Raw genomic sequence first — 21,128 nt, forward strand, 5'->3', positions numbered from 1 at the left:
TGAATCTGTGTCTTATTCTTAATTTTTAATTTCTCCATGATCTCTTTCATAGGCACGCCTGCCAATCTCATTTCTACGCCTTCTGTTTGACTTCAATCGGATAACTCATTCTTGTTCCCATACAAAAAACACCTCCAAGTCTTATTTCGGATAACAACTATCCGTTTTCAAACTTGAAGGTGTTTTTTATTTGTCTCATCTTATGGGGTCAGTCCCGTCATGGTCTGCTTTTTTTTATTGTCCGGGAAATTGTTTTATCCGTTTATAGGCAGGTGTCTATACGATCTGTAAGCTCTTCTCATACGCTGGACTGTAACCTATGTGAAGGAGAGATTGGATATGACTGATACAAGACACTTCTGCTGCGGACCCGGTTTTGGTGCTTACCCAGGCTATGGTGCAGGCGATCCGGGATTCGGCATGTACGGAGGCGCGGGCTATCCGGGCCATGGCATGTATACGGGGATGGGCCAACCAGGTTATGGAGGCGCGGGTTATCCGGGCCATGGCATGTATACAGGGATGGGCCAACCAGGTTATGGAGGCGCAGGCTACCCGGGTTATGGCATGTCTGGAGGATTCGGCGGCTACCCAAGCGGAGGCTATCCGAGCTCAATGAGTGATCCGAGCTACGGAATGCACTATGATAATGATGGACATCACCACCATTACCCTGATGGAAATTACGGACACCATCAGGATGGAAATTATGGCCATCATGAGGACGGAAATTATGGGCATCATCATGATGGTAACTACGGGCACCATCACCACCAAATGGGGCACTGGGGAAAAGACGGCCATAAATAAAAAGCGTGGAGAACGGACACTCTTGCTGATCAAGGGTGTTTTTTTTGTTTTTGTTTTTCTTGACTGTTCAGTCTGGAAAAGGTAATATCTTCTTGCAGGAGGTGATATTCGTTTGGGTAGGAATAAAGAATTCGATACCGCGCTTGTTTTACGCAGAGCGATAGAGGTTTTTGGAGAGTATGGCTACGAAGGCACGTCTCTTCAGGAGCTGCTCTCTCATTTAGGCATTGCGCGCCAGAGTTTGTACGATACGTATGGAACGAAGCGGGATCTGTTTTTGTCCGCTGTGAAAACGTATCTTGAGGGGAAAAACGCGGCTGTTGTGGAAAGGCTTGAGGCACCGGGCTCTGTCAAGGACGCCATTCGTGATATTTTTCAGGAGGGTGTGAATGTCCTGAAAGATCCTGAACGTTCAAAGGCGTGTTTTATCATCAACAGCGCTATTGAACAAATCCCGCATGATTCGGACCTTGCCCGGTACTTTGAAGGACAGACGAAACAGCTTGAGACGGCCTTTTATCTGGCGCTGAGAAGGGCACAGGCTGAAGGAGAATTGAAGGAGCATCTTGATATAGCGGCACTTGCCCGTTATTTAAACCAGAGCCGGCTGTCTCTGACGTTTATCGCTAAGGTTTCTGCTGATTTTGACCAGCTTCAGGATTATGTTGAAGTGAGTTTATCTGTCCTTGATTGACTTTTTTTGATAAAGGGTGCTTAGCCCTTTGACGCATTTTTTGGACTGAATGGTCTAGAATAAAATACGAGGTGATGATCCATGATGATGACGGAATACGAAAAAGCATGTGACACAATGAATAAATTTATGCAATATATGCTTGAAAAGGATATGGAGAGCTGGACAGAGCTGTGGGATGAACATGCCGTATTGGAGTTTCCCTATGCGCCAGAGGGATTTCCGGAAAGAATTGAAGGAAAGGCGGCCATTTACGATTATATTAAGGATTTTCCTGATAAAATCCATATTTCTGCGTTTACTGCTCCGACAGTGTATCGCTCGGCTGATACAAACACGATCATTGCGGAGTTTCAATGTGAAGGCTATGCGATCGCGACTGGGCTGCCTTACCGGCAAACCTATATCAGTGTGATTAAAACGAAGGACGGCAGCATTTTGCATTATAAGGATTATTGGAATCCGCTTGTCGTAAATGAGACGTTTGAAGAAACATTTGTACAAACAGAGGAGGATGAAAAATGATGAGTCACGATCAGATTCTGATTACGGGGGGAACCGGCACGACAGGGAGCCGGATTGCTAAACGGTTAATTGAGCAGGGTTACAGCGTTCGCATCGCGAGCAGGAAAAAGGGCGAGATTAGCAATGCGGAGTATGTATATTTTGATTGGAAGGATGAGTCCAGCTTTACGCCTGCATTGGAGCGGGTGAAACGGATTTACCTCGTTGCGCCGGTTGGTGTGTTTGATCCGTCTCCTTATGTGCTTCCCTTTTTAAAGGAAGCACAGCGGCTCGGTGCTGAACGTGTGGTGATGCTCAGCGCGTCCGCTGTTTCTGAGGATGGTCCTGTGTTTGGGGCATTGCATCGTGCAGTACGCGGGTTTCCGGAATGGGCGGTGCTGCGGCCGTCATACTTCATGCAAAACTTCATCAATGTCCAGCATCGCATGTCCATTCAAACTGAAGGGCAAATCATCACGGCGGCGGGTGAAGGGAAACTTGGTTTTATTGATGCTGATGATATTGCGGAAACAGGAGTGCGTGCTTTGATTGACAGCGTGTCTCATAATACTCATCATATTCTGACGGGACCTGAGGCGCTGAGCTACGCTGAAGCGGCGGAAATCATCGGAGCCGCGGCGGGACGTCCGGTGACGCATGTCAGCATTTCTTCTTCCGAACTGCAAAACAGGATGGAAACAGCAGGTTTGCCTGCGGATTACGCCCGCTTTATGGCGGAATTAGAAGAAGCGATCCGCCATGGTGCCGAACACCGGGTGACGGATACAGTGAAGCGTGTGACGGGAAAAGAGCCCCGCTCGCTGGATGAGTTTGCGGTTGATCACGCTTCGTACTGGAGGCGCTGATCTCATTTTGGACTGAATAGTCCAGAAAGACCTTCGGCTCTGCCGAAGATCTTCTTTTTATCTATTGAGTTTAAAAAGGCTGGCCGCGTTTTCGGTGCCGATTTTGAATCGGTCTGTTTCACTGATTGGACACTGGTCAAACCAGAAAGAGATTTCTTCCATCGTTTCATACGGATAGTCCACCGAGAATAAGATGCGGTCAGAGCCGACCTCTAACAATGTATCAATTAATGCCTGTGTTCTGAATACGCCGCTTGTTGTGAGATAAAAGTGTTTGCGGAGATATTCAGTCGGCGCTTTTTTATGGTTTCCGTGGGTCTCAGGGCGCTGATGGCGCAGTCTGTGCTCGACGCGCGGCAGCGTAAACGGCAGACCCTCGCCTAAGTGTCCGAGAATTACGGTCAAATCAGGGTATTCGTCAAACAGGCCGCTCAGAATCAGGCGGATGGCGTGTGTTGCTGTTTCAACCCCAAAGCCCCACGCTGAGCCGAGGAGGCCTTCGTAGCCTTCATAGATACGCTGCTGATTTGGCAGCGGGATACGCGGATGCAGATAGACGGGAACCTGAAGCTGTGCAGCTTTCTCCCAGAAAGGGCGTACCTGTGGCTCGTCTAAATATTGAGCGGTATTTTCGTCCCCGATATTACTGTAGCCGTTGACCAAGGCGCCGACAAAACCGAGTTCGTTTACAGCCCGCTCCAGCTCCTTCGCTGCTTCTTCAGGATCTTGAAGCGGAACCGCCGCAAATGCTTTAAAACGGTCTGGATGTTTGGAAACGAAGAATTCCGCAGCGTGATCGTTCATTTGCTTTGCGAGTTTCACAGCTCTTTCAGGATCGGTGATTCCTTCAATCCCCGGCTGGGTTAATGAGAGAATCGACGTTTGGATGCCGTTTTTATCCATGTCTTCCATCCGTTTTTCGAATTCCTGCAATCTTTTTTGGACAGCGCTGAAATATTCATCGTCAGTAAAATTGTGACTTCCCGTTGCCGGAAAATCAGGAGATTCCCAGTGCTCTTCTAATGCGATTTTTCCATTCATGTCAAAGGCTCCTCTCTTTATCATGGCTGGTGTAGATCAGATGGAGTGCACTCATTTTACGTCACGAAGCTTCGTTTCAACAGGTAATGGACATCGTGTTTATTACTTTACATCATGTACAGGATGTAAGTTCATGGTACAGTAGATTTTGGGAAAAGGTCAATAAACAGAGAACGTGCAATCGTTTAGAAGAAGACATCAGCTGATGATTTGTCCAGAAGAAAATAAAAGTTAGACAAGGAGGTAAAAAATGTCTAAAAAGCATAAAGTAGATCCGAGAGTCAAAAGAACAAACAAATATCTAAGAGACGCTTTGATCGCACTGCTGAAAGAAAAAGAAGCCAATTCGATTACGATTCAGGAAATTACTGAAAAAGCGGATCTGACCCGCGGCACTTTTTATTTGCACTATCGGGATAAACAGGATTTTCTGTTTCAAAGCATGACGGAGGTTCTCGATGATTTGATCCGGCAGGTTAAGCCTGAGACGCCGGTGGAGCCGGTCAGTATGGATGAGGATCATCCGCCTGTTTCATTTGTGAGGCTCTTTGAGTACATCCATGAACACGCCGAGTACTTTCAAGTGATGCTGAGTGACAGAGGGCTTCCTCAATTCAGAAGTCTGATGGCGGAATTCGTTCAGAAACGAATTTACGAGGAATTGCTTTCATCCATTGAAGAATCTGAGAAACAGCTTCAAATTCCGAAAGAGATACTGGTCAGCTATATCACCTCCGCGCATATCGGGGTGATTTGTTCCTGGCTGGAGAGCGGCATGAAGTACAGTCCTTTCTTTATGGCGAATCAATTAACACGTTTAACGCTTTTGGGACCTCTCCGAATCGCAGGTATAGAAAAACAAATCAAGCTTCCTTATTAAGATTTTTGTCATAATGACGCTTCCTGCCTCATACCTATTAAGGTCATTGTTTTTGAGAAAGGAGGAGCCAGAATGAAGGATATGCAGCCGTTTACACCTGTTAAATCATACACGCCCTTTCACAGCCGTTTTGATCCCTGTCCGCCCATAGGGAAGAAATATTACAGAACGCCGCCTAACCTCTATATGACCTTTCAGCCTGAGCATATGGAGCAGTTTTCACCGATGGAGGCTTTAAGGAAAGGCACCCTTTGGAAGGATCTCTATGATTTTTATGAAAATCCTTATCGAGGGGGAGACACACATGACAAAAAAGGTTGATGCGGAATATTACCGCCAGCTTGAGCAAATTCAAGCAGCAGATTTTGTGCTTGTTGAGCTGAGTCTGTATTTAGATACACATCCTGATGATGAAGACGCGCTAAAGCAATTTAATCAATATTCCGGTTATTCGAGGCACTTAAAAAGACAGTTCGAATCATCTTACGGACCGCTTTTGCAGTACGGCAACAGTCCCGCGGGTGAGGATTGGGATTGGAATCGAGGGCCATGGCCGTGGCAAGTATAAGGAGGAATGCTTGAATGTGGGTGTATGAAAAGAAGCTGCAATATCCCGTCAAGGTCAGTACGTGCAATCCGACGCTGGCGAAGTATTTGATTGAGCAATATGGCGGAGCGGACGGCGAGCTGGCCGCGGCTCTTCGGTATTTGAACCAGCGTTATACCATTCCTGATAAGGTCATCGGCCTTTTAACAGATATCGGCACGGAGGAGTTTGCCCATCTGGAAATGATTGCGACGATGGTGTATAAGCTGACGAAAGATGCGACGCCGGAGCAGCTGCGTGAAGCCGGGCTTGGCGATCATTACGCGAATCATGACGGCGCGCTTTTTTATCACAATGCGGCGGGGGTGCCTTTTACGGCAAGCTATATTCAGGCGAAAGGCGATCCGATTGCGGATTTGTATGAAGATATCGCAGCAGAAGAAAAAGCGCGGGCGACGTATCAGTGGCTGATTGATATTTCGGATGATCCTGATTTGAACGATTCTCTGCGGTTTTTGCGTGAACGTGAAATTGTGCATTCTATGCGCTTCAGGGAAGCGGTTGAGATTTTAAAAGAAGAACGGGATAAGAAGAAACTCTTTTAACAGGCAGCGGGGGCTCCCTTCATGCGTCCTTTTACATACAGACAAAATATTCTGTTTTTTTGTCGTTTGCTTGCATTATAATGAAGGTATGCATGTAAGTTTAGTTTTGATCGGGGGGCCTTTATGACATCTTTTAAGATTACGAAAGAAACTGTCGCAAATGATTTTTACGCCGGCCTGGCAGATCGTGAGGATGCAGAGCAAATAACGGGACTGCTCGTCCGTACGGCTGAATGGCTGCGGGACCAGGGCTCTGACCAATGGAGCGGGCTGCTGGAGGGGCATGACTCACATGATATTGTTGGCTCAATTGAAAGCGGACATGTGTTTGTGTTCCAGAAAGATCAAGAGCTGGCTGGTGTAGTGATGCTTCTGCCTGAGCCGAGCGAGTGGGACAGAACGCTTTGGGGAGACGAGGGACACGAAGAGTCCATTTATTTGCATCGTCTGGCGGTCAGCCGCCGGTTTGCGGGGAATGGGCTTGGGGCCGAGATTCTCACATGGACGGAGACAGGTGTTGAGTATCCGGGGAAGAAGCGGATCCGTCTTGATTGTGTTGCTGATAACGACGCCTTGCATTCCTTCTACCGGAGAATGGGATATGAATTCAAGGGATCAGATGCCTCGGGGTTTCATTTGTTTGAGAAAGAACTGAACAAGTCAGAATAAGCGTCCTTTTTAGGGGGCTTTTTTGCTTTTTTGAAAAGGGAGGACAGGGCGGATGATCTTTTTTTATGTGATGGCCATTGCGACGGCTTGTATTTCCGCTTGTGTCTCCATTTTTCTGCAGTTGAGGATGCCGCAAAATAAATGGCCGGAATGGATACTGGGTGGGCTGCTTGTTCTCGGTGTGATCACAATTTGGTGCAGCATCTTTTTTGTCGGCGGCTGGGATGGCATGGCGCTGGGCATGCTTGGGATTCATGTAATAGTAGGAGCGTTTGCCGGGTACTTGATCGAGACGGTGTTCCGTCAGTTGAAAAGGCAAATCAGGAGAAGGTAAGACATGTGCCGTCTCAAATGATGTCGAATTTTTTACGGGCCGGCAGGAATTTTCTTTCGAGTGGAGAAATACATATTACTTTGCAATGAAAGCGTTTTCTGTAGTGGGAAGGTGATGTCGATGATACATAGCCTGACAAATGGGCTGAATCGTTTTTGTACATGGGTGATGAGACTGGCTTATGTAAATGTGCTGTGGATCTTGTTTTCTCTTGCCGGGCTCGTCGTGTTTGGGTTGATGCCTGCTACGGCCGCGATGTTTTCGGTGGCGAGAGAGTGGGCGAAGGGGAACACGGATGTCCCGGTGTTTTCTGTGTTTATCCGGACGTTTAAGAAGGAGTGGGGTGCAGCTCAGCTGTTGGGGCTCATTCTTGTGACGGCCGGCTTGTTTTTGTTTGCGGATATACGGATTGCCGCTCAGATGAATCAGCCTGTGCTGGTGAATGTGTTTATGAGCATCGGATTGATTTTCGTGTTTGTGCTGTTATATGTGTTTCCGGTCTTTTCTCATTTTGATGTAAAGCTCAGACAGGTGCTGAGCATCAGCTTTTTGATTGCCTTCAGCCGGCCATTGGTGACGCTGATGATGGCAGCGGGTGCGGTCGGAATGTTGTTTCTAGTGCTGTTTCATGTGATGTTTTTGCTGTTTTTCAGCGGCAGCGCGCTGAGCTTGTTGTTAACGAAGCTGTCCTTTACAGCATTTATGTCAATAGATCAGCGCCAGGAGAAAGAAAAGGCGGCATGAAAGAAAGAGTCGCGGACTGGTACAGGCGGATGAAGATTAAGGATAAGCTGTTTGTGTTTCTGTCATTGATCATGGCCGTATCCTTTCTGTTTGTATACAGCGGGGTGCAGTACGCTTTTCATGTCTATGATGAGCAGATTTACCGCAAATCCTCGGAGGTGCTGCGGATGTCTTCTGAACGGATTGAAGACGAGCTGAAGAAAATTGAAGATGTATCGTATGAAATCATTACCGATGAACAAATTCAGCGCATTCTCAGCATGCAAAACCGTGATGATACGTATGACCAGTATCAAATGAAGCAGGAGCTGTGGGATCAGCTTGCGCAATATGCCGGCGATGAAAAGTACATTGATTCGATTCATTTGATTGATGCCCGGGGCTCAGAGTATTCTGCCGGAAGCAGTTCATCGGACCTTATGAAGCAGCAGCAGGAAGAGGTATTTGAACGGGCGAAAGCGCAAAAAGGCAGGAATCTTTGGATGACCTTGGGCAATTCAGATCCTGTCCTGATTTCAGCGCGGCAAATCAGATCGTTTCATCAGCTGAGTTTAAATGGCTTGGGAATGGTGCTGATTCAAGTGAATATGAAACAGATGATTCGTGACTTGCCGAAGGATTGGGGCGATTCGGTCGGAGACATGATGATCGCAGACAAGGACGGCAATCTTGTGTATTCGGCACATGCATCGGTGCTTACGCCTGAGATGACAAAGCAGACGCTGCGGCATCCTGGTTATGACTTGGTAAAAAAGAATGGCAAACGTTATTTTATTTCTTTCCTTCAATCATCCTATCAAAACTGGAGCTACTACAATGTCATCCCCTTTGATCAGATGTTCGCTAAAATTTCCTTTATGAAAACGGTGATCGGTACGTGTTTTCTTTTGTTTTTCAGTGTGGTTTTGCTTTTCGGGCGGAAGATTGCCAACAGCATCACAGAGCCGATCGAGCAGCTTGTGTCCGCAATGAAATCGGTGCAGCACGGCGGGATTGAGGCGGGCGTGTCGCTGTCACTGCCGGAACACACACAGGATGAGGCTGGAACGCTGAACCGCCATTTTACCGTGATGATGAAGCGGATCAATGAGCTGATGGAAGAAAATGTGGAAAAGCAGCTTATTATTAAAGAAACAGAGTTGAAGGCGCTGCAAGCCCAGATTAACCCGCATTTTTTGTATAACACGCTTGAGTCCATCAATTGGCTGGCGAAAGCGAATCAGCAGAAGCAAATTTCTCAAATGGTGGAATCGCTCGGTTTTCTCCTGCGAAACAGCATTCATATCAAAGAAGATACAGTGACCCTTCAGGAGGAGGCGGATATTGTGCTTCACTATATGACGATTCAGCGGTTCCGGTTTGAGGAGCGCTTGAACTTCACACTGGACATCGCCGATGAGGTGAAGCATTACCGAATTCCGAAGCTGACACTCCAGCCGCTGGCGGAGAATGCGATTCAGTACGCGCTTGAGCCTTTTACTCGGCCATGCGCCATCCGCCTTCAAGCGAAAAAAACGGAGGACTGCGTCTGTATTACTGTCGAAGATAATGGGCCCGGCATGGACGAACGTATTCTTGAAAAAACGGGCAGAAGAGGGATCGGGCTCTGGAATATTCATGAACGCATCCGACTGATGTTCGGGGAGCCGTATGGCTTACGCATTCAAAGCGAGAAAGGGAAGGGAACGGCGATTTTGCTGACAATACCGTGCCGAAATGAGGTGGTGTGATGTACAAAATACTGCTTGCTGATGATGAGAGGATCATTCTTGACGGAATGGCAGGGATCATTGAGTGGGAGACGCTTGGCGCTTCTTTAGTCGGCAAAGCGCAGAACGGAATTGAAGCGTATGAGAAGATCGTAAACAAGCAGCCGCATATCGTCATCACTGATGTAAAAATGCCCGGTATGGACGGGCTTGAGCTGATCAAAAAGGTGTCAGCCGTCTGCCCGTCCGTGCAATTTATCGTCCTGTCTGGTTTTGGGGAGTTTGAGTACGCGAAGGAAGCGATGAAATACGGGGTAAGGCATTATTTGCTGAAGCCCTGCAATGAACAGCAGATTATCCGTTCATTAGAGGAAATCATCGCCGAGCTGAAGCTGCATGATGTGCGGAAGAAGAAAGCCGCCCACCTGAAACATGAGCTGAATCATATCCGTTCCTTTGCGGCTGATCAATACCTGGAAGGCTTGATTGCCGGTGTCACCCATCTGTCTCCGCCGCCTTCGCTTGCAGGTAAGAAGATTCGCCTTATCATCGCGGAGAACACTCAGCCTGAAGATTCTGCCGCCAGAGAGGCGTTTGGTTCCGCGCTGACAGCTTTTTGCTGCAGCGGAGGACGTGCGGTGTTTGCCGTGGAGGAGGGCACGCCTGATCTGGAGAAAAAGGCGGCAGACGGCTTTGCAGGCTGCCGGGTAATCATCAGCCGGACGGGGGAACTGCGGGACGCAGGACAGCTGTTCCGGGAAGCAACTGAAACGGCCGGTGACCAAAAGCGGAGTGATTTGATTTCTAAAATCACCAGGCTTGTCGCCGACGAACTTGGCAATCCGAATCTCTCTCTAAAATGGGCAGCAAAAGATATGCTGTTTATGAACCCTGATTATTTGGGGAAAATCTTTAAGCAGGAGACAGGCGAAAAGTTTTCCCAATATGTTACGCGGGTGCGTCTTGAGCATGCGATGAAGCAGATGAAGCTGAGGCGGGATGTGAGTGTATCAGAAATTGCGGAAGAGATCGGATTCGGTGATAATCCGAAGTATTTCAGTCTCGTCTTTAAAAAATATACCGGTCTGACACCGTCAGAATTCAGAAGAAAACAGGGAGGCGCTTCCGCAGGATAGCCATCTCTGTTTTTTTAACTTTCGCCACTGTTTTTTGAGTGTTTCGCCCCGTTACAACCCTTTAAAATAAAATGTAAGCACTTACATTAAAGGGGGGATTGATGTGAAGAAGGTTTATTACGTGCTGCTGTCACTTGTGTGCGTCTTGTTTTTCAGCGGATGTTCTGCGGGTGAAGAAGCATCAGGGAAAAAAGAAGACATTACGCTCAGAATCGCATGGTGGGGCGGACAGCCGCGGCATGACTATACAACAAAGGTCATTGAATTATATGAGAAAAAGAATCCGCACGTCCATATTGAAGCGGAATTTGCGAACTGGGATGACTATTGGAAGAAGCTTGCGCCGATGTCTGCCGCGGGACAGCTGCCTGATGTCATTCAAATGGATACGGCATATTTGGCGCAATACGGAAAGAAAAATCAGCTTGAGGATTTATCGCCATATATGAAGGACGGAACAATTGATGTCAGTTCAATCGATGAGAATATGCTGTCCGGCGGAAAGATTGACGGAAAGCTTTACGGATTTACACTTGGGGTCAACGTGCTTTCTGTGATTGCCAATGATGATCTGCTGAAGAAAGCCGGTGTTTCAATTCATCAGGAAAACTGGACGTGGAAGGATTATGAGAAGCTGGCGTATGAGCTGCAGGAAAAAGCCGGCATATACGGTTCTAACGGAATGCACCCGCCTGATATTTTCTTCCCGTATTATTTGCGCACGAAGGGTGAGCGTTTTTATAAAGAGGACGGCACGGGCCTTGCGTATCAGGATGACAAGCTGTTTGTTGACTATTTTGAGCGGCAGCTGAGACTGGTCAAAGCAAAAACGTCGCCAACACCGGACGAAAGCGCCCAAATTAAAGGGATGGAAGATGACTTTATTGTCAAAGGCAAATCAGCCATTACATGGAACTACTCGAATCAATATTTAGGCTTTGCCCGGCTGACAGACTCGCCTCTTTCTCTCTATCTGCCGCCGCAGCAAATGAAGGAAAAAGCGCTGACGCTGAAGCCGAGTATGCTGTTTTCTATTCCGAAAAGCTCAGAACATAAAAAAGAGGCCGCGAAGTTTATTGATTTCTTCGTGAATAATAAAGAAGCGAACCAGCTGATTAAAGGCGAGCGGGGCGTTCCGGTATCCGACAAGGTGGCAGATGCGATTAAACCGGAGCTGAATGAGGAAGAGGCCAACATTGTGGAATATGTGGAAGCCGCGTCGAAAAATATCAGCAAAGCCGATCCGCCGGAGCCGGTGGGAAGCGCGGAGGTTATTAAGCTGCTGAAGGATACGTCTGATCAGATTCTGTATCAGAAGGTATCGCCGGAAAAAGCCGCCAAAACATTCCGGAAGCAGGCCAATGACATTTTAGAGAGGAATAATTGACGGGAAATGGGGCTGACAGAATGAAAATAAGCCGGAGTATGAGAAAAGACAATCTGGCGGGATATGCTTTTATTTCTCCGTTTATTATCGGCTTCTTCTGTTTTACGGTGATTCCGATGGGCGCGTCCCTGTTTCTGTCCTTTACAAGCTACGACCTGTTTACGGCGCCGAAGTGGATTGGGCTCGATAACTATAAGGAAATGTTTACGGGTGACGAAAAGTATTGGCAGTCGCTGAAGGTCACTTTCACGTACGTGCTTGCCGGGGTCCCGCTCCGCCTCGGCTTCGCGCTTTTTATTGCCGTCATTTTAAACAATGCGGCAAAGGGAACGGCCGTCTACAGGACGCTGTTTTATCTGCCTTCGATCATCGGCGGAAGTGTGGCCGTTGCCATTATGTGGCGCAATATTTTCGGCAATGACGGGGTCATCAATGCGCTGCTGTTTTTTGTCGGGATTGATCAAAAAATTCTCTGGTACCAAGACCCGACAAGCGCATTATGGACACTGATTCTGCTGTCCGTCTGGCAGTTCGGGTCATCCATGCTGATTTTTCTGGCCGGGCTGAAAAACATTCCGGCATCGTACTTAGAGGCGGCCAGCGTGGACGGCGCAAACCGCGTACAGCGCTTCTTTAAGATCACGCTTCCGATGCTGACGCCGATTATTTTCTTTAACCTGGTCATGCAGACGATTTCTGCTTTTATGACCTTTACCCCGGCCTATATCATCTCAAAAGGCGAGGGCGGTCCGCTTGACGGGACGCTATTGTATTCACTCTATTTGTTCCAGCGGGCGTTTAACTATTTTCAAATGGGCTACGCCTCGGCGATGGCGTGGATCATGCTTATCATTGTCGGGCTGATTACGCTGATTTTATTTAAAACATCATCATATTGGGTTCACTACGAATCAAAGGAGGAATAACGGATGGAGCCGGTCAACCAGCCTGTCAGGCAAGCCCCGGTGTTTGAAGGGAAAAAAGCCGGGCGCATCAAGCCAAAGCGCATTCTGTTCCATGTGTTTACGGCGTCACTGGCGGTGTTATTGCTGTATCCCGTCATTTGGCTGTTTGTCAGTTCTTTTAAAGAGAGCTCCAGTATTTTCACAACCTCTCATTCTCTCATTCCAGATCCTTTTATTCTCAGCAACTATGCTGAAGGGTGGAAGGGCATTGCGGGTCAGCCCTTTTTGACCTTTATTAAAAACTCGGCGATTATTGTCGGGCTGTCTACAATCGGCGCTGTTCTGTCATCGGCTGTCATTGCCTACGGCTTCGCGCGCATCCCTTTTAAAGGAAAAGCATTTTGGTTCGCCTGTATGATGGGGACGTTAATGCTGCCGCATGAAGTGCTGATGATTCCGCAGTACATTATGTTTGCGAAATTAGACTGGCTGAATTCTTTTAAACCGATTGTCGTTCCGCAATTTTTCGGGCATGCGTTTTTTATCTTTCTGATGATCCAGTTTATCCGGACGATCCCTGAGGAGCTGGATGAAGCAGCGAGAATCGACGGGTGCGGGCGCTTTGCCTGTTTTTGCCGGATCATTTTGCCGCTCATTGCACCGGCGCTTGCGACGTCTGCGATTTTTTCTTTCTACTGGAAGTGGGAGGAGCTGATTCAGCCGCTCTTATATTTGAATAAGCCGGAGCTTTATCCTGTTTCACTTGCGCTGAAGCTTTTCCTCGATACGGAATCCGCTTCGAACTGGGGAGCGATGTTTGCCATGTCGGCCATCTCTTTGCTGCCTGTGATTCTCGTATTCTTTCTGTTTCAAAAATATATCGTTCAGGGTATCAGTACGACCGGATTAAAATAAAAAGGAGTGTTGCAGATGGCACAGCTTATCTTTGATGAAGAAAAGGTCACATCCGTTATTGACCGAATCGTGAAACGGACATTTCAAATGGATTTTGCGTGGGATTGGCCAGGCGGCGTCGCATTTTACGGCGTGGCGGAGGCGTATGAAGCGACGGAAAACGAGGAGTATATCAAACTGTTAAAAACGTGGGTGGATGAACAGCTTGAGGATGGGCTGCCGCCGCTGTCGATCAACGGTGTATCAATCGGCCATACGCTTTTGTTTCTGCATCAGGTGACGGGAGATCACGTCTATTTGGAAACGGCTGGCGAGATGGCGGAATATGTGCTTCATCATGCGCCGCGCTTTAGAGAAGGTATTCTTCAGCATACGGTGAACTCGGCGGATTATGTGTTTCCTGAGCAGGCATGGGCGGATACGCTGATGATGGCGGGGCTGTTTATGCTGAGAATCGGCCGTGTGATGGAGCGTGAGGATTACTTCGAGGACGGCCTGCGCCAGTTTCATGGACATGAGGACGTGCTGCAGGACCCCGTAACCAATCTGTATTACCATGCCTGGGACAACAAAGCGCAAAACCACCTTTCGGGGATTTATTGGGGGAGGGCGAATGGCTGGGCTGCGCTCACGATGGCAAAAGCGCTCCCGCTCATTGAGGTGACGCATCCTTCTTTTATGATCATTGACGGATCGCTCAGAGACCAGCTGAGCGCGCTTGTCCGGCTGCAGGACGATTCAGGGCTGTGGCATACCATTTTGGATGATCCGGATTCGTATTTGGAGGTTTCGGCATCGGCGGGCATTGCCTCTGCTTTGCTGTCGAGCGGGAAGCTCTATACAAAATACGTGCAGAAATCACTTGCCGCCATTTTGGATGCGGTGGAAGAGGACGGACGGGTCAGCAAAGTATCCGCGGGCACAGCTGTCATGAAAAATGCGGAAGGATACAAACAAGTGCCTTACAAACGAATACAAGGCTGGGGACAGGGGCTTGCACTCACATTTCTCGCTGATGTGCTGAGAACGAAAAAACGCGTGTATCAGTAAAGACGGCGGCGGGGGGAAAGGGATGAAAAAACAGCCTCAACAGAAAGAACGGGTTTCACACTGGAAGGGAACGTATTTCAAAAGAAACTTTGTTTTCATTTTGCTGATTGCCTGTATTCCCGGACTGCTGACAGGCGGGGCCATCTACTTTTTGTCTATCGATAAGGTGGAGAAAGAGCTGCAAAAGTCGCATGAAACACAGGTGGCGCGTGAAGTCAGCCGGATGGATGAGAAGCTGGAAGACCTTGAGCTGACGCTTGCCCAAATGGCATACGATTCCTCGCTGATGAACGGATTGGCCGAAAAGGATTTGGAGAAAGACTTTACATTCTCCTATCAATTAACGAAAAAGCTGTTTCTATTGCGGGACCAGCAGCCGCTGATTCAGCAGGCTTCTATCTTTCTGAACAGCCCCCGGCCTCTTGTGCTAAGCCCTGAATACAGCGCGCTGACAGAACAGGATACGCTTCACAAATACCGCTCGCTTCTCGACTCCGATCGGAGCATTTATTGGAGCCGATCGGGAAAAGACGCCGCACTGATTCAGCTCATTCCGGGTGCGGCCGAGAAACCGTTTGGCGCGATCATGCTGACGGTAGATCCGAAAGAAATGGATGCGCTCCTGCAAAGTTTGTCTCCTTATCCTGAAGGCAGCGCGCTTCTTCTGGATCAAAAGCGTGAGGTGCTTTTCCATGGGGGGGAAAAGGATTTTGAAAATGCTTTAATGAATGAGGTGAAAAAACAGCCTCACCAGAAAGGCCATTTTCAGATGGATTGGGACGGCACGGTGTATTCCGTCTCCTATGGAGAAATGAAGCGAATGCATCAGAAGTGGACCTTTGTTTCTGCGGCGCCTCTTTCAGCCATTACAGCGCCGATGGTGTTTTTATCAAAGGTGATTATTGTGATGCTAGTCATTTGTATCGGCTTGGCTGTGTGCATGACGTGGTACGCTTCAAAGAAAATCTATCGCCCGATTCAGCATCTGCTCGGACTGTTTACGGGAGGAGAGAGGAAAACATGGCAGGCGTCAGGCCAGGATGAATTTAAGTGGATAGAAAAGAGATGGAATGATCTTTCCCTTGAGAGCCGAAAGCTTCAAGAGCAGCTGCTCCGGCAGACGCCCCATATGAAAAAGAGTTTTTTGCAGCATCTGCTTCAGGGTGATTTTTATTATGACACAGAGGACAGTCTCAGATCGCGGATGGAGGATGCGGGCTGGGACATCGGGGAACACGTATTTCACGTCCTTGATCTTCAGGTGACAGGGCTTCGTGGTGATAAGAGCATGTTTTATGCCGATGATGAACAGCTTGCTGTGTTTACACTGACCAATTTACATGAGGAGCTTGCGGCAAACCGCCGTTTTCAACCTTCAATTCTTGATATTGGCCGCCTTTCCGTCACCGTGCTTGTGATGAAAACGAGCGGCTCGGATCTGAAGGGGTATGTTTCAGAGCTGGCCCGCGTATTTGGTGCTGTCACGGGACTAAGCCTGACCGGAACAATGAGCAGGCAATCGGCCCGTATTATGGATATCCCATCGCTGTTTAAGGATGTGAAAAGCGGCAAGTCCCGCAGGTGTTTTGCCAATCGCCATCAGATCATAGATTTGCAGGATGATGTTTTTCAGGCTGAACCATCCGCACCCTGCTATCCTTTTGAACTTGAAAAGCAAATCGTTCAGGCCATTCGGCTGGAAAGAAAAGCGGAAGCAGAAGAGCTGATTCGCTTATGTATGGATGAACTGGCCGAAAAGGCGGTCAGCGACAGACAAGTGCATTCTGCGCTGATTCAGCTTTTCTCCCGCATCCAGGAGGATATTCTGCATTCCGGCCTTCATCCGAGCGAGCTGTTTGGCAACAGGGATATGCTTCGCGAAATATCTGAGCTGCATGAGCCTGTCCAAGCGGCTGCCTGGCTGATGGATGCGGTTGTCACCCCGTATCTCGCCAAACTTGAAGGCAGGAAAAACAGACAGCAAAAACAGGTGGCAGAACGTGTGATTGCGATGATTCATGAGCAGTATATGGCGGATCTTTCTCTTGAAAGCTGCGCGGATGCGCTGGGCATGAATTCTTATACCTTGAGCAAGGCCTTTAAACAAGTGACGGGCGTTAATTTTATTGATTATGTGACCCGCATCAGAATTGAAAAAGCAAAAGAACTGCTGGTAAATACAAATAAAAAAATTCATGATGTGTCAGAAGAAGTCGGCTATCGCCACAATTATTTCAACCGGATTTTTAAAAAGCAGGTCGGCATGCCGCCGGGAGTTTTCAGGCAAATGTATCAGGAAACGCCGTGAAAGGAGAGGACATGTGATGGAAAAACCGATTCAGGTGTTTTTAGCAGGAGATTCCACCGTAAGCGATTGCCCGCCGCATGAAGCGCCGATGGCAGGCTGGGGGCAGGTTTTTGGTCAATTGTTCACCGAACAGGTGAAGGTGCGCAATCACGCCAAAGGGGGAGCAAGCACCAACTCTTTTGTGGAGGAAGGAAGGCTTCGGGCGATTGCTGAGCGTATATCACAAGGCGATTATTTGTTTATCCAATTCGGCCACAATGACCAGAAACCGCGGGGGACGAAGCCGTACTCGACGTATCAGCAATATCTCACTTTGTTTGCGGACACAGCACGAGAAAAAGGAGCGCAGCCTGTGTTCGTTACATCGGTGCAGCGCCGCCGCTTTGATGAAAACGGAAGGATTGAGCACACGCTCGGTGAGTATCCGGATGCGATGAAAGCGTTAGCGAAGGAGCTTGATGTGCCGGTTATTGATTTGTTAACGAAAACGAAGGCGCTTTATGAAGCATACGGACCGGAGGAGTCAAAGCGTTTGTTCGTGTGGCTTCAGCCGAATGAACATCCGAATTATCCAGATGGCATTGGGGATAATACGCATTTTTCAGAAGAAGGGGCCATGGAGGTTGCGAAGCTCGTTGCTGAAGGCATCGAAGAAATCGGCTTGCCGCTGAAGCACCATCTCGTGAGCCGGGAGGGGAAAGAACATGTATAAAGAAGGCGCATGCCTGTACCGCAATCCGCTCCGTTCAGCAAGCGATGTGAAGGACTGGCGGATGGAGGGAGGCGGGCAGGTTTCATTCGAAGATTACCGTATGCACCTGTCACATGTACAGGACGAAGCGCACTTTGTTTATTGGTGCCCGGAAACATTTCCCGACGGCATCATTGTGAAGTGGGATTTTTACCCGATTGAACAGCCGGGGCTGTGTATGCTGTTTTTCGCAGCTGCCGGCATCGGAGGCGAGGACTTATTTGACCCGCGACTCAAGAAAAGAACAGGAAAGTACCCCGAATACCATTCCGGAGACATCAATGCGCTCCATCTGTCGTATTTCCGCAGAAAATACCCGGAGGAAAGAGCGTTCCGCACCTGCAATGTAAGAAAAAGCCGCGGTTTCCACCTCGCTGCAATGGGAGCTGATCCGCTGCCTTCTCCGGACGACGCTGATTCCCCGTATCATATGAAGCTTATTAAGGATAAAGGGTATGTGCATTTTTCGATCAATGATCTGCCCATTCTGGAGTGGCAGGATGACGGAAGCTCATTCGGACCTGTGTTAACGAAAGGAAAAATCGGGCTGAGGCAAATGGCGCCGATGAAAGCCGCTTATCGTGATTTGTCTGTGCACCAAGCGGTGAAAAGATGAAGACGACTGTGACGGATGCGCTTTATGCAGGCTGTGAAGCGGTTGTGAAAATCGCGTGGCTGAACGGGCTGTGGCTGTTGTTTACACTTTTGGGCGGCGTTCTTTTCGGATGGGCGCCGAGCACAGCCGCGATGTGTGCCGTCATACGGAAATGGCTGATGGGGCAAAAAGATGTCCCGGTATTTGCGTTATTTCTGGATACCTACAAAAAAGAGTTTCTGAAGGTCAATGCGATTGGACTTGCGTTTTTTGCCCTTTTGCTTATTTTGTCGGCTAATTATTATTATTTTTCGGAAAGTGCGGATTGGCTGTCCTTTACCGTGACGAGCTGCACCCTCTTGGCGGGGCTTTTGTATACCGTCGCGCTCATGTATGTGTTTCCTCTTTATGTGCATTACGAGCTTCCGCTTCGCCAATATATTCCGCAAGCGCTGCTGTTTGGCGCCATGCGGCCGCTGACCACCGGCTGCATGCTGATCGGCTGCGGATTTGTGCTTTATTTGCTGTATACGCTTCCGGGCCTGATCCCATTTTACGGCCCAAGTTTATTTGGGCTCGTGTCGATGTTTTTTGCTTTCAGAGGGTTTCAAAAAACAGAGGCGCAGCACCGCCATCAGGCCGGGTAAACAAAAAAATGACAAACGGGCAAAAAAGTGCGGCCAACCAAAAACGCTTATGCAAAAAAGTGCCATTGAAGACAGCTCCTCAAGCGCATAAAATCCAATTTAAGTAAGCGCTTACAGATAAATGATAAGGAGCTGTCTGATGATTAGACGAAGAAAAAGCATGTTTACCACTCTCACATTGTTGGTGTTGTTGATGATGGGGGCTTCTGTGTTTCCTGTCAAAGCAGAAGGAGCGGCGCGGCAGATGGAAGCGCTGAAACGGGGCCTTGTGGCAGTCAAAACGGATGGCGGCATTTTTGTCAGCTGGCGCTTTCTTGGGACAGAAAACGCATCTGTGACGTTTAATGTGTACAGAGACGGACAAAAGCTGAATGCTTCGCCTGTCAAATCCACGAATTATATCGATAAAAACGGAACAGCGGGCTCAACGTATTCCATTCGGGCTGTTGTAAACGGAACCGAGCAGGCCGCTTCTGAAAAAGCCTCTGTATGGGCACAGCCGTATCATTCCGTTCCGCTGGATAAACCGGCTGGCGGCACGACACCAAAGGGCGAAGCCTATACCTACAGTGCCAATGATGCCAGTACGGGCGATGTGGATGGCGATGGGCAGTATGAGCTGATCCTCAAATGGGACCCGTCCAATTCAAAGGACAATTCACAGGACGGCTATACGGGTGAAGTGTTTATTGATGCGTATAAGCTGGACGGAACAAGATTATGGCGAATCGGTCTCGGCAAAAACATCAGAGCGGGCGCGCACTACACTCAGTTTATGGTGTATGACCTGGATGGTGACGGAAAAGCGGAAGTGGCGATGAAAACCGCTGACGGAACAAAAGACGGCACGGGAAAAGTGATCGGAAATGCGAATGCCGATTACAGAAATGAGCAGGGGCGTGTACTTTCTGGTCCTGAGTACCTGACTGTTTTTCAAGGTGAAACGGGAAAAGAGCTTGTCACTTCTAACTTTGAACCGGCACGGGGCAATGTATCAGATTGGGGCGACAGCTACGGCAACCGGGTCGATCGTTTTCTTGCGGGCATTGCGTATCTCGACGGACAGCGTCCGAGCCTGATTATGACCAGAGGCTATTACGCCAAAACCATGCTTGTTGCGTATAACTTCAGAGACGGAAAACTGTCAAAGCTCTGGACGCTGGATTCCTCTAAGTCGGGTAATCAAGCTTTCGCCGGACAGGGCAATCACAACTTAAGCATTGCAGATGTGGACGGAGACGGCAAGGATGAAATTATCTTCGGCTCAATGGCGGTTGACCATGACGGCAAAGGCATGTACTCGACAGGCTTAGGCCACGGAGACGCGCTGCATGCCGGAGATCTTGATCCGAGCCGGCCGGGGCTTGAAGTATTTCAGGTTCATGAGGACAAAAACGCGCAATACGGCTTATCCTTCCGTGACGCCGCAACGGGAAAAATCATTTGGGGTGTCCACGCCGGCAAGGATGTAGGCCGGGGCATGGCTGCTGATATTGATCCGCGCTATCCGGGACAGGAGGTTTGGGCGAACGGTTCTCTTTACACATCGAAAGGCGCCAAAATCGGCAGCAGTGTGCCGTCGTCAACCAATTTCGGCATCTGGTGGGACGGTGACCTGCTGCGGGAACAGCTGGACAGCAACAGGATTGATAAATGGGATTATCAAAACGGCGTCTCTAAAAACCTGCTGACGGCATCAGGTGCTGCCTCCAATAACTCTACAAAAGCAACACCGGCTCTTCAGGCTGATCTGCTCGGTGACTGGCGGGAGGAAGCTGTGTGGAGAACTGAAGACAGCAGTGCGCTCCGCATCTACACCACCACAATCCCGACCGAGCACAGGCTGTATACGCTGATGCATGATCCTGTGTACCGGCTCGGCATTGCCTGGCAAAATGTCGCGTATAACCAGCCGCCGCATACAAGCTTCTTTTTAGGAGACGGCATGGCGGCACAGTCTAAACCGAATATGTATACGCCTTAACAGAAGGGGGGAAGGAACGGGCCAAGCGTGCGGCCCGTTCCCATTTA

23 protein-coding genes and 1 pseudogene are annotated in these 21,128 nt (G+C 48.8%); 22 read left to right on the top strand and 2 right to left on the bottom strand.

All coding sequences use genetic code 11. The features are described from left to right. Window positions 1-121 (bottom strand): annotated as a pseudogene (locus MTN95_RS14230) (IS3 family transposase); the annotation flags it as partial. 218 nt (window positions 122-339) lie between these two features. On the opposite strand from MTN95_RS14230, the gene MTN95_RS14235 reads away from it, so the two are divergent. The 4 genes from MTN95_RS14235 to MTN95_RS14250 all read left to right on the top strand — a co-directional run bounded on the left by MTN95_RS14235 (window position 340) and on the right by MTN95_RS14250 (window position 2,874). Next, the gene (locus tag MTN95_RS14235) at window positions 340-810 is read left to right on the top strand and encodes a spore coat protein (protein WP_248338638.1); all 471 of its coding nucleotides are present in this window, start codon (window positions 340-342) and stop codon (window positions 808-810) included. Between the two features lie 112 nt (window positions 811-922). After that, window positions 923-1,504 carry a TetR/AcrR family transcriptional regulator gene (locus tag MTN95_RS14240; RefSeq protein WP_248338640.1) on the top strand — a complete coding sequence of 194 codons (582 nt, stop codon included), beginning with the start codon at window positions 923-925 and terminating at the stop codon, window positions 1,502-1,504. A gap of 81 nt (window positions 1,505-1,585) precedes the next feature. Beyond that, window positions 1,586-2,029: a nuclear transport factor 2 family protein gene (locus MTN95_RS14245; protein WP_248338642.1), complete on the top strand. Its 444-nt coding sequence runs from the start codon at window positions 1,586-1,588 to the stop codon at window positions 2,027-2,029. Next, window positions 2,026-2,874, top strand: coding sequence for an NmrA family NAD(P)-binding protein (locus MTN95_RS14250; RefSeq protein WP_396022381.1), 849 nt, complete (start codon window positions 2,026-2,028; stop codon window positions 2,872-2,874). The genes MTN95_RS14245 and MTN95_RS14250 overlap by 4 nt, the downstream gene beginning before the upstream one ends. A gap of 57 nt (window positions 2,875-2,931) precedes the next feature. On the opposite strand, the gene MTN95_RS14255 is transcribed toward MTN95_RS14250, so the two are convergent. Then, the gene (locus tag MTN95_RS14255; protein WP_248338644.1) at window positions 2,932-3,915 is read right to left on the bottom strand and encodes an amidohydrolase family protein; all 984 of its coding nucleotides are present in this window, start codon (window positions 3,913-3,915) and stop codon (window positions 2,932-2,934) included. 250 nt (window positions 3,916-4,165) lie between these two features. Between MTN95_RS14255 and MTN95_RS14260 the strand changes: the two genes are divergently transcribed. The 18 genes from MTN95_RS14260 to MTN95_RS14345 all read left to right on the top strand — a co-directional run bounded on the left by MTN95_RS14260 (window position 4,166) and on the right by MTN95_RS14345 (window position 21,081). Beyond that, window positions 4,166-4,795, top strand: coding sequence for a TetR/AcrR family transcriptional regulator (locus MTN95_RS14260; protein ID WP_248338647.1), 630 nt, complete (start codon window positions 4,166-4,168; stop codon window positions 4,793-4,795). A 72-nt stretch (window positions 4,796-4,867) separates the two neighbouring features. After that, the gene (gene cotJA / locus MTN95_RS14265) at window positions 4,868-5,116 is read left to right on the top strand and encodes a spore coat-associated protein CotJA (protein WP_024120488.1); all 249 of its coding nucleotides are present in this window, start codon (window positions 4,868-4,870) and stop codon (window positions 5,114-5,116) included. Continuing rightward, window positions 5,100-5,363, top strand: coding sequence for a spore coat protein CotJB (gene cotJB, locus MTN95_RS14270; protein ID WP_024120489.1), 264 nt, complete (start codon window positions 5,100-5,102; stop codon window positions 5,361-5,363). The genes cotJA and cotJB overlap by 17 nt, the downstream gene beginning before the upstream one ends. A gap of 14 nt (window positions 5,364-5,377) precedes the next feature. Then, window positions 5,378-5,947 (top strand): spore coat protein CotJC, encoded by a 570-nt coding sequence (gene cotJC, locus MTN95_RS14275; RefSeq protein ID WP_024120490.1) that lies wholly within the window; start codon window positions 5,378-5,380, stop codon window positions 5,945-5,947. Between the two features lie 123 nt (window positions 5,948-6,070). Continuing rightward, a complete protein-coding gene (locus tag MTN95_RS14280; protein WP_105954767.1) occupies window positions 6,071-6,616 on the top strand; it encodes a GNAT family N-acetyltransferase in 546 nt (181 codons plus the stop codon). 52 nt (window positions 6,617-6,668) lie between these two features. Next, entirely contained in the window at window positions 6,669-6,950 is a 282-nt protein-coding gene (locus tag MTN95_RS14285; RefSeq protein WP_248338649.1) for a YesK-like family protein, read from the top strand. 114 nt (window positions 6,951-7,064) lie between these two features. Beyond that, window positions 7,065-7,694, top strand: a complete 630-nt coding sequence (locus tag MTN95_RS14290) for a YesL family protein (RefSeq protein ID WP_248338651.1) — start codon at window positions 7,065-7,067, stop codon at window positions 7,692-7,694. Further along, entirely contained in the window at window positions 7,691-9,424 is a 1,734-nt protein-coding gene (locus MTN95_RS14295) for a cache domain-containing sensor histidine kinase (protein WP_248338653.1), read from the top strand. The genes MTN95_RS14290 and MTN95_RS14295 overlap by 4 nt, the downstream gene beginning before the upstream one ends. Beyond that, the gene (locus tag MTN95_RS14300; protein WP_248338655.1) at window positions 9,424-10,539 is read left to right on the top strand and encodes a response regulator transcription factor; all 1,116 of its coding nucleotides are present in this window, start codon (window positions 9,424-9,426) and stop codon (window positions 10,537-10,539) included. Before MTN95_RS14295 ends, MTN95_RS14300 begins: the two co-directional genes overlap by 1 nt. A 103-nt stretch (window positions 10,540-10,642) precedes the next feature. Continuing rightward, window positions 10,643-11,926, top strand: a complete 1,284-nt coding sequence (locus MTN95_RS14305; RefSeq protein WP_248338657.1) for an ABC transporter substrate-binding protein — start codon at window positions 10,643-10,645, stop codon at window positions 11,924-11,926. After that, complete coding sequence (locus tag MTN95_RS14310; RefSeq protein ID WP_248338659.1) at window positions 11,923-12,852, top strand: carbohydrate ABC transporter permease; 930 nt, start codon at window positions 11,923-11,925, stop codon at window positions 12,850-12,852. Before MTN95_RS14305 ends, MTN95_RS14310 begins: the two co-directional genes overlap by 4 nt. A 3-nt stretch (window positions 12,853-12,855) precedes the next feature. Further along, window positions 12,856-13,746, top strand: coding sequence for a carbohydrate ABC transporter permease (locus MTN95_RS14315; protein ID WP_248338661.1), 891 nt, complete (start codon window positions 12,856-12,858; stop codon window positions 13,744-13,746). 15 nt (window positions 13,747-13,761) lie between these two features. Continuing rightward, a complete protein-coding gene (yesR, locus tag MTN95_RS14320) occupies window positions 13,762-14,796 on the top strand; it encodes a rhamnogalacturonyl hydrolase YesR (RefSeq protein ID WP_105991306.1) in 1,035 nt (344 codons plus the stop codon). A gap of 22 nt (window positions 14,797-14,818) precedes the next feature. Further along, complete coding sequence (yesS, locus tag MTN95_RS14325; RefSeq protein ID WP_248338663.1) at window positions 14,819-17,104, top strand: transcriptional regulator YesS; 2,286 nt, start codon at window positions 14,819-14,821, stop codon at window positions 17,102-17,104. A gap of 13 nt (window positions 17,105-17,117) precedes the next feature. After that, window positions 17,118-17,816: a rhamnogalacturonan acetylesterase gene (locus MTN95_RS14330; protein WP_202853025.1), complete on the top strand. Its 699-nt coding sequence runs from the start codon at window positions 17,118-17,120 to the stop codon at window positions 17,814-17,816. After that, entirely contained in the window at window positions 17,809-18,471 is a 663-nt protein-coding gene (locus tag MTN95_RS14335; protein ID WP_248338665.1) for a YesU family protein, read from the top strand. Before MTN95_RS14330 ends, MTN95_RS14335 begins: the two co-directional genes overlap by 8 nt. Further along, window positions 18,468-19,097: a YesL family protein gene (locus tag MTN95_RS14340; protein ID WP_248338667.1), complete on the top strand. Its 630-nt coding sequence runs from the start codon at window positions 18,468-18,470 to the stop codon at window positions 19,095-19,097. The genes MTN95_RS14335 and MTN95_RS14340 overlap by 4 nt, the downstream gene beginning before the upstream one ends. Window positions 19,098-19,236: 139 nt before the next feature. Further along, entirely contained in the window at window positions 19,237-21,081 is a 1,845-nt protein-coding gene (locus MTN95_RS14345; RefSeq protein ID WP_483861572.1) for a rhamnogalacturonan lyase, read from the top strand. Window positions 21,082-21,128 lie beyond the last annotated feature (47 nt).

This window comes from Bacillus sp. 2CMS4F (genome assembly GCF_023161785.1).
In the GTDB taxonomy this organism is placed as follows: domain Bacteria; phylum Bacillota; class Bacilli; order Bacillales; family Bacillaceae; genus Bacillus; species Bacillus halotolerans.

Bases quoted from the DNA above. Each gene is read 5' to 3' on its own strand.
- MTN95_RS14235 (WP_248338638.1), top strand. From the start codon at position 340: ATGACTGATACAAGACACTTCTGCTGCGGACCCGGTTTTGGTGCTTAC.
- MTN95_RS14245 (WP_248338642.1), top strand. From the start codon at position 1,586: ATGATGATGACGGAATACGAAAAAGCATGTGACACAATGAATAAATTT.
- MTN95_RS14250 (WP_396022381.1), top strand. From the start codon at position 2,026: ATGATGAGTCACGATCAGATTCTGATTACGGGGGGAACCGGCACGACA.
- MTN95_RS14255 (WP_248338644.1), bottom strand. From the start codon at position 3,915: ATGAATGGAAAAATCGCATTAGAAGAGCACTGGGAATCTCCTGATTTT.
- MTN95_RS14260 (WP_248338647.1), top strand. From the start codon at position 4,166: ATGTCTAAAAAGCATAAAGTAGATCCGAGAGTCAAAAGAACAAACAAA.
- cotJA (WP_024120488.1), top strand. From the start codon at position 4,868: ATGAAGGATATGCAGCCGTTTACACCTGTTAAATCATACACGCCCTTT.
- cotJB (WP_024120489.1), top strand. From the start codon at position 5,100: ATGACAAAAAAGGTTGATGCGGAATATTACCGCCAGCTTGAGCAAATT.
- cotJC (WP_024120490.1), top strand. From the start codon at position 5,378: ATGTGGGTGTATGAAAAGAAGCTGCAATATCCCGTCAAGGTCAGTACG.
- MTN95_RS14280 (WP_105954767.1), top strand. From the start codon at position 6,071: ATGACATCTTTTAAGATTACGAAAGAAACTGTCGCAAATGATTTTTAC.
- MTN95_RS14285 (WP_248338649.1), top strand. From the start codon at position 6,669: ATGATCTTTTTTTATGTGATGGCCATTGCGACGGCTTGTATTTCCGCT.
- MTN95_RS14290 (WP_248338651.1), top strand. From the start codon at position 7,065: ATGTCGATGATACATAGCCTGACAAATGGGCTGAATCGTTTTTGTACA.
- MTN95_RS14295 (WP_248338653.1), top strand. From the start codon at position 7,691: ATGAAAGAAAGAGTCGCGGACTGGTACAGGCGGATGAAGATTAAGGAT.
- MTN95_RS14300 (WP_248338655.1), top strand. From the start codon at position 9,424: ATGTACAAAATACTGCTTGCTGATGATGAGAGGATCATTCTTGACGGA.
- MTN95_RS14315 (WP_248338661.1), top strand. From the start codon at position 12,856: ATGGAGCCGGTCAACCAGCCTGTCAGGCAAGCCCCGGTGTTTGAAGGG.
- yesR (WP_105991306.1), top strand. From the start codon at position 13,762: ATGGCACAGCTTATCTTTGATGAAGAAAAGGTCACATCCGTTATTGAC.
- yesS (WP_248338663.1), top strand. From the start codon at position 14,819: ATGAAAAAACAGCCTCAACAGAAAGAACGGGTTTCACACTGGAAGGGA.
- MTN95_RS14335 (WP_248338665.1), top strand. From the start codon at position 17,809: ATGTATAAAGAAGGCGCATGCCTGTACCGCAATCCGCTCCGTTCAGCA.
- MTN95_RS14340 (WP_248338667.1), top strand. From the start codon at position 18,468: ATGAAGACGACTGTGACGGATGCGCTTTATGCAGGCTGTGAAGCGGTT.
- MTN95_RS14345 (WP_483861572.1), top strand. From the start codon at position 19,237: ATGATTAGACGAAGAAAAAGCATGTTTACCACTCTCACATTGTTGGTG.